Source organism: Mesorhizobium sp. M7A.T.Ca.US.000.02.2.1, from assembly GCF_003996995.1.
GTDB lineage: Bacteria > Pseudomonadota > Alphaproteobacteria > Rhizobiales > Rhizobiaceae > Mesorhizobium.
Window position 1 is genome coordinate 1 of record NZ_RZTT01000328.1, and the last position, 6,907, is coordinate 6,907.

Annotated in this window: 6 protein-coding genes; 4 read left to right on the plus strand and 2 right to left on the minus strand. The window is 61.4% G+C overall.

Going from position 1 to position 6,907, the window contains the following annotated elements; genetic code table 11:
* Both EOD15_RS25135 and EOD15_RS25140 read left to right on the plus strand, forming a co-directional pair.
* Positions 1-1,234 (plus strand): FAD/NAD(P)-binding oxidoreductase (locus tag EOD15_RS25135; RefSeq protein ID WP_185929065.1); only part of this gene is annotated, 1,234 nt, incomplete at its 5' end.
* A 212-nt stretch (positions 1,235-1,446) separates the two neighbouring features.
* On the plus strand, positions 1,447-2,184 hold the full coding sequence (locus tag EOD15_RS25140) for a hypothetical protein (protein WP_127320493.1): 738 nt from the start codon (positions 1,447-1,449) through the stop codon (positions 2,182-2,184).
* 55 nt (positions 2,185-2,239) lie between these two features.
* On the opposite strand, the gene EOD15_RS25145 is transcribed toward EOD15_RS25140, so the two are convergent.
* Both EOD15_RS25145 and EOD15_RS25150 read right to left on the minus strand, forming a co-directional pair.
* Positions 2,240-2,980: a polysaccharide deacetylase family protein gene (locus EOD15_RS25145; RefSeq protein ID WP_127320492.1), complete on the minus strand. Its 741-nt coding sequence runs from the start codon at positions 2,978-2,980 to the stop codon at positions 2,240-2,242.
* Between the two features lie 75 nt (positions 2,981-3,055).
* Positions 3,056-5,122, minus strand: coding sequence for an EAL domain-containing protein (locus EOD15_RS25150; RefSeq protein ID WP_127320491.1), 2,067 nt, complete (start codon positions 5,120-5,122; stop codon positions 3,056-3,058).
* A gap of 332 nt (positions 5,123-5,454) precedes the next feature.
* Between EOD15_RS25150 and EOD15_RS25155 the strand changes: the two genes are divergently transcribed.
* Together EOD15_RS25155 and EOD15_RS25160 are read left to right on the plus strand one after the other, a co-directional pair.
* The gene (locus EOD15_RS25155; protein ID WP_127320490.1) at positions 5,455-6,642 is read left to right on the plus strand and encodes a glycine C-acetyltransferase; all 1,188 of its coding nucleotides are present in this window, start codon (positions 5,455-5,457) and stop codon (positions 6,640-6,642) included.
* Positions 6,643-6,693: 51 nt separating this feature from the next.
* Positions 6,694-6,907, plus strand: a 214-nt coding sequence (locus tag EOD15_RS25160) for an alcohol dehydrogenase catalytic domain-containing protein (protein ID WP_148674722.1), incomplete at its 3' end; no start/stop codon positions are given.

Genomic DNA, 6,907 nt, shown 5'->3' on the forward strand with positions numbered 1-6,907 from the left:
GGTGACCGGCATGCGCTCTTCGCCGCATCTCGATTTCGCCGGAGAGGTGAGGGCGGCGACGAAATTCCCGACCTTCCACGCGGCGCGCATATCCGACGTGGCCACCGCACGCCACGCCATCGCCACCGGCAAGCTCGACATGGTCGGCATGACCCGCGCCCATATCGCCGATCCGCACATCATCAAAAAGGTGATGGAGGGGCGCGAGCATGAGATCCGCCCCTGTGTGGGCGCCACCTATTGCCTCGACCGCATCTATGAGGGCGGTGAAGCGCTTTGCGTCCACAATGCCGCGACCGGCCGCGAGGCCGAAATCCCGCATATCATCGTCAAGACCGAAGGACCGAAGCAGAAAATCGTGGTCGTCGGAGCCGGCGCCGGCGGACTGGAGATTGCGCGGGTCGCGGCCGAGCGCGGCCACAAGGTGATGGTGCTTGAAGCATCGAGCCAGGCCGGCGGCCAGGTGCGATTGGCGACGCAGAACCCGCGCCGCAAGGAGCTGATCGGCATCATCGACTGGCGGCTGGCCGAACTCGACCGGCTCGGCGTCGAGATCCGCTACGACACCTGGGCGGAAAAAGACGATGTCCTGGCGCTGTCGCCCGATGTGGTGGTGGTCGCTACCGGCGGCCTGCCGCAGAACCCGCCGCTGACATCAGGCGACAACCTTGTCACCTCGAGCTGGGACATCATGGCCGGCAGCGTCAAGCCGGCCGAAAATGTGCTGCTCTATGACGACAATGGCGGCCATCAGGGCATGGGCGCCGCCGAACTGATCGCCAATGCCGGCTCGAAACTCGAGCTTGTATCACCGGAGCGTTTCTTTGCCCCGGAAATGGGCGGCATGAACCATGTGCCCTATATCAGGGCCTTTCAGGAGGGGGGCGTCACCATAACCATCAACACGCGGCTGCGTTCGGTGCGGCGTGAGGGCAACCAGCTGATCGCAGAGCTGGCTTCGGATTTCGCCGATGGCTGGCGCGGCGAGCGCAGGGTCGACCAGGTGGTGGTCGAGCACGGTACGCTACCGCTCGACGATCTATACCTCTTGCTGAAGCCGCTGTCGAAGAATGGCGGCGCGGTCGACTACGAGCGTCTGGTGAGCGGTGGCGACATCTTTCCCAAGCGCAATCCAGAAGGCGGCTTTGTTCTGTTCCGCATTGGCGACGCGGTCGCCTCGCGCAACATTCATGCCGCCATCTATGACGGCATCAGGTTCGGCTTGCGGATCTGAAATTAGCTATCGCCAGGATCGGTAGCGCGCGGCCGAAGCTTCCTGCAAGAGCCCCTAGACTGGACTTTCCCTGTCGTACTTGTAACGATCTAGGGTGATCCAAACGCTTGGGATCAGTTTCATTCTACTGCAAGTCTGCAGGGAAATCGCGAAGCAGTGCGTCTTCTGCCGAGAAAAGTTGACGAAAACCTAAGAAAGTCCGGGGGGGCAAGTTGACCACAGAAGATCTGTTCGTTCCGCGCCAGACCAATACGGCGCTCTACATGCAGCTATACGAGGCTGGATATCCGGTTGCCGATATCGCCCGGGTGCAAAAGGCGTATCGTGTGTGTTGCGCGATGTTCAACGGCCGCTACCGCAAGACAGGACGGCCGTTCATCTGCCATGCGGTGGGGGCTGCGTCATCGGCCGCGCATTTCGATAAAAGCGTCGATCTTGTCTTGGCCGCGATGTTTCACGCTGCCTACGACAGCGGCCACTATCCGGACGGAAAGTCCAGCAGGCGCACCGATGCACACCGCAGATGGCTGGAGCAAACAATCGGTCCCCGGGTTGAAGGTCTTGTCGCCCGCCTGGTCGGACTGAAATTCGATACCGGAGACCCCGAGCGCCTTGTGGATGCCGGCGTGCCGGCCGGCGACGAGGACATCTTGTTCCTAGTGCTTGCCCATGAGGTGGATGACCTGGCGGACGGAGGATTGGCGTTTGCGCCCAAATACGGTCAGTCCATACGATCGAGGGTTGCTGCCTGTGCCACTCTGGCGAGGTATCTGGGCCGCGAAAATCTTGCCGTCACCATCGAAGGTTACGGTGCCCGCTACGAGACGATGGCGTGGGCTGCTCCCCTCCAGGAGACGAAGCTGATTGGCTTTCAGATTACGCCAAATTTACGCACATACATCAAATTGCGTCGCCACAAGTTACGCGGCGAATCAGTCGAGGTGCTTTGACACCTTGCTGGTCCCGCGATGCGCAATCCGCTGAGAACTGGCCGTCCTTGCCGGCTCAGTCGTCATAGCCCTGGATTGCCCCAAAGCTGTAGCGGCGCAGCTTCAGCGCGGTGATCAAATTGGTCAGCTTCGTCTTGCCGTCGAAACCGTCCTGGAACATTTCGTCATGCATCAGCAGGATCAGCTTGCCGGGCTTGACGAAGCGGCCATAGCCGAACAGGTGATCGATCTCGCTGACCAGATGATCGACGCTCTGCACCGGCTCGCCGTTGTCCTTGTGCACCCATTCATGGTCCCAGCCGTAGAGATAGAAGCCTGAGGCCGCGACAAACTCGTAGTCAGGCTCTTCACGCCCCTCCTGGGCGAGGCCAAGCGAGGTGTCGTTCTTCGACATGGACGGCAGCCTGAACACGTCGCGCCCCGGCAGCCTTGCATGCACCACGGGCTTCAACCCGAGCACCGCGTTTGCCCTTACCATGTCGGCGACGACACCTTCGGTGTCGCCGTAGAAATGCCGGTAGTGATTGTAGGCATGGCTGTAGCTGTGGTTGCCGAGCGTCACCAGAGGAAGCTGCCTGGCGCGCTGGACGAGCGCTCTGTTGGCGGCGCTAGCCTGTGCGTGCATGCCGACCATGAATAGGGTTGCAGGAACCTGCTCGGCTTCCAGCACATCGAGGATGTTGCTTGTGCCGTTCAGCGGCCCATCGTCGAAGGTAAGATATATTATGCGATCGGCCCCTTGGGCGGGAACCGCAAAAATCAAAACCGCCGCCAGCACAAACCGAAACGGTGTCATCAGCCCCGATATCCGGTTGCGATCACGACAAGGCCGCCATCTTCACACGCGGTTGTCAAGGCAGCCCGGCCTTACCTATGCCAGGCTTCCTTGCAGCACCGTCAGCTTGGCCTTCTTGGGCATGCGGGCGGTCAGCCATTCCAGCGCCTTGTCGTGCGGCATCGGGAAGGCGATGGAGTAGCCCTGCACCTGGTCGCAGCCGATCGCCATCAGCGAATCGAGCTCGGCCTCGGTTTCGGCGCCCTCTGCGACGATCGAGATGCCAAGGCCACGCGCCAGCTCGGTGATGGCGCGGACGATCTTCGAGTTGTCGCCATTCTCATGGATGTTCTGGACGAAGCGGCGATCGATCTTCAGCCGGTCGATCTCGTTCGGGTTGACATGGCTGAGCGAAGCATAGCCGGTGCCGAAATCATCGAGTTCGAGATGGACGCCGGCTGCCCGGATGTGCCGCAGCTTGGCCGCGATGCCCGTCTTTTCGTCATCGAGGATGACGGATTCGACGATTTCCAGCGACAGTTTCTGCGGCGGCAGCCCGGCCTTTTCCAGCGTCTCGAACAAGAACGCATCGAAATCGTGCTCGCGCAGCTCGGTGCCGGAAACATTGACGGCAAGCCGTCCGAAGGCAATGCCGGCGCGATTCCATTCGGCCGCCTCGTTGATCGCCTTGGTGATGACGATGCGGCCGATCTCGGGCATGAAGCCGCATTTCTCGGCGACCGGAATGAACTCGCCGGGCGGGATCATGCCGCGCTCCGCATGGTTCCAGCGCACCAGCGCCTCGATGCCGCTGATCGTGCCGTGGGTCAGTGAGACCTGCGGCTGGAAATAGACCTGGAACGCCCGCTCGGCGATGGCAACCTTGATGTCGTGCTCGAGCTGCTTGCGATAGTCGAGTTCGCGGCGCAGCTCCTCGGAGAAGAAGGAGAAGTTGCCGCCGCCAAGCTTCTTGGCGGAGTAAAGCGCCAGATCGGCGTGGACCAGCAAATCCCCGGCATTGTCGGCGTCGATCGGATAGACCGCGATGCCGGCGCTGGCGCCTGGGAGAATGGTCGTGCCCTGGAAGACGATCGGCTCGTTGATATGTGCCAGGATGCGTCGCGCCAGCATATTGATGTCTTCGGTGCCGCCGGCGCCGCCGAGAATCATGACGAACTCGTCGCCGCCCAGGCGCACGCACAGATCCGACGCCCGGCAGGAGTCGCGCATGCGCTGTGCCGTGACGACCAGCACATAGTCGCCGGCGGCGTGGCCGAGCGTATCGTTGATCTGCTTGAATCGGTCGAGATCGAGCTGGACGACGGCAAGGCGTTCGCGACGCCGGTGCGTGCCCTTGATCAGGGTGTCGAAATGATCGGTCAGGAACGTGCGGTTGTGCAGGCCGGTAAGGCCGTCATGCACCGCGATGAAGGCCATGGAATTGCGCGCGTCGATCAATTCATGCGTCTTGCGCAGGATGGCGTTCGACATCGGCCTGAAGATGAAGAGCGCCACCAGTATGATGACGCCGATTGTGGCGTAGAACAGAGTGCGATGGAGAGCGAGCAGCTTCTCGGAGCGGTCGTCGGCGTCGGCAGTGATGCGCTGGCCAAGCGCGGCGTAGCCCGACAAGGTCGCATTGGCGACGGAGGCGTCGAGATTGACGCGTTCGTCACCGCCTTTGTAACCGCCATTGCCGCTGAATTGCGATTCATAGGCCGAGATCAGGCGGTCGCCATTGGCGATCAGCCCGACCGAGAAATAGTCGAGGTGGAAGGGCTTGGCGAAAAGGACGCTTTCGATCGACTTCGGGTCAAGCTTGGCCGGCGATTGCGGATCGGCTCCCGTCTGATCGAGCAGCAGGTCGTAGTTCGTCTCGAACTCCGCCGTTGCCTGCTTGAGCGCGCTGACCAGCGCCGGTTGCTTGTCGCGTGAGCCGGCGCCCGTTGCACCGGCAAGGAAGACGATGCGCTGCGACAGCGTCTTTTGTGTGCTGACGATGTCGAGCAAGGTGTGATTGTGCTGTTGGGTGGCCATCATCTGCTGCAGCAGGATGAAGGAGGCGATCACCATGGCCGCAATGATCAGCAGGGCCAGCCAATAGCCGGCCTTGATCAGCAGTATGAGCTTGCCTGAAACGGTTTGCACCGGCTGCTGCGACATTTTCGGGGGCGGCCCTCTCGCCTACGGATTCTTGCCTAAAGATTCTTGTATGAGCACCATTGAACTGCAAACGTTAACAGGACCGGAAATCGACGGCTGCCCGGCGAGGGGCGGCTGTCGAAAGATCGCGAAATGGTTATCGGCTCGTTTAGCGCCGTACCGGCATTTGAGCGGTCATCGGCCAGAGCCCTTTGTCGCGGCGTCGTTTCCGCCGCCGCATGATGATCGACATCGGGGCGGCATCGTGCTGCTTGCCACCGATCCGGTCGTTTTTGCGATGGATTTTTCACGCGGACGAGACGACAGTCAGCCCACATCAAACGAGGCCTATCATGATCGCAGCATTCCTCTCCCACATCGGCAGCGAGCTCGCGGGGCTCAAATCGGCAGGCCTCTACAAGTCGGAGCGGGTGATCACTTCGACGCAGTCGGCCGAGATCGAGGTCGGCGGCGACAAGGTGCTGAATTTCTGTGCCAACAACTATCTCGGCCTCGCCGATAGCGCCGATTTGCGCAATGCTGCCAAGCAGGCGCTCGACCGCTATGGCTACGGCATGGCATCGGTGCGCTTTATCTGCGGCACCCAGGAAGAGCACAAGCAGCTCGAATCCACGATTTCCTCTTTCCTCGGCATGGAAGACACTATCCTCTACGGCTCCTGCTTCGATGCCAATGGCGGCCTGTTCGAGACGCTGCTGGGCGAGGAAGACGCCATTGTCTCGGATGCCTTGAATCATGCCTCGATCATCGATGGCGTGCGGCTGTCGAAGGCCAAACGTTTCCGCTACGCCAACAACGACATGGCCGATCTCGAGGCGCGACTGAAGGAAGCCCGGGACTGCCGCTTCCGGTTGATCGCCACCGACGGCGTGTTTTCGATGGATGGCATCATCGCCAATCTCAGGGGTGTCTGCGACCTCGCCGAGAAATACGACGCCATGGTGATGGTCGACGACAGCCATGCCGTCGGCTTCGTCGGCCGAAACGGCCGCGGCTCGGCCGAACATTGCGGCGTCGAGGGCAGGGTCGACATCGTCACCGGGACGCTCGGCAAGGCGCTTGGCGGGGCCTCCGGTGGCTACACCTCGGGCAAAGGCCAGATGGTCGACTGGCTGCGCCAGCGCTCACGGCCGTATCTCTTCTCCAACACGCTGATGCCGGCGATCGCCGGCGCTTCGATCAAGGTGTTCGAACTGATCAAGGACGGCGATGGGCTGCGCGACAAACTCTACGACAATGCGGCGCGCTTCCGGTCGCAGATGGGCAAGCTCGGCTTCACGCTGGCCGGAGCCGATCATCCGATCATACCGGTGATGCTGGGTGATGCCAGCCTGGCGCAGGAGATGGCGGCGCGCATGCTGAAGCGCGGCATTTATGTCATCGGCTTTTCCTTCCCGGTGGTGCCGAAAGGCCAGGCGCGCATCCGCACGCAGATGTCGGCGGCGCATTCCAGCGCGGATATCGATCGGGCAGTGGAAGCGTTTGCCGCCGTCGGGCGCGAACTCGGGGTCATTTCCTGAAGGCTGGAATCGAAAAGCGATTCCGGATCAAGAGATTCAAGGGACAAAAGCATGTCGAACATGATGAAGGCGCTGGTGAAGGCCAAGGCCGAACCGGGCATCTGGATGGAAGAGGTGCCGGTGCCGGAGATCGGCCCAAACGACGTGCTGATCAAGATCAAGAAGACGGCGATCTGCGGCACCGACGTGCACATCTACAATTGGGACCAGTGGGCGCAGAAGACGGTGCCGGTGCCGATGGTGACGGGCCATGAATTCGTCGGCA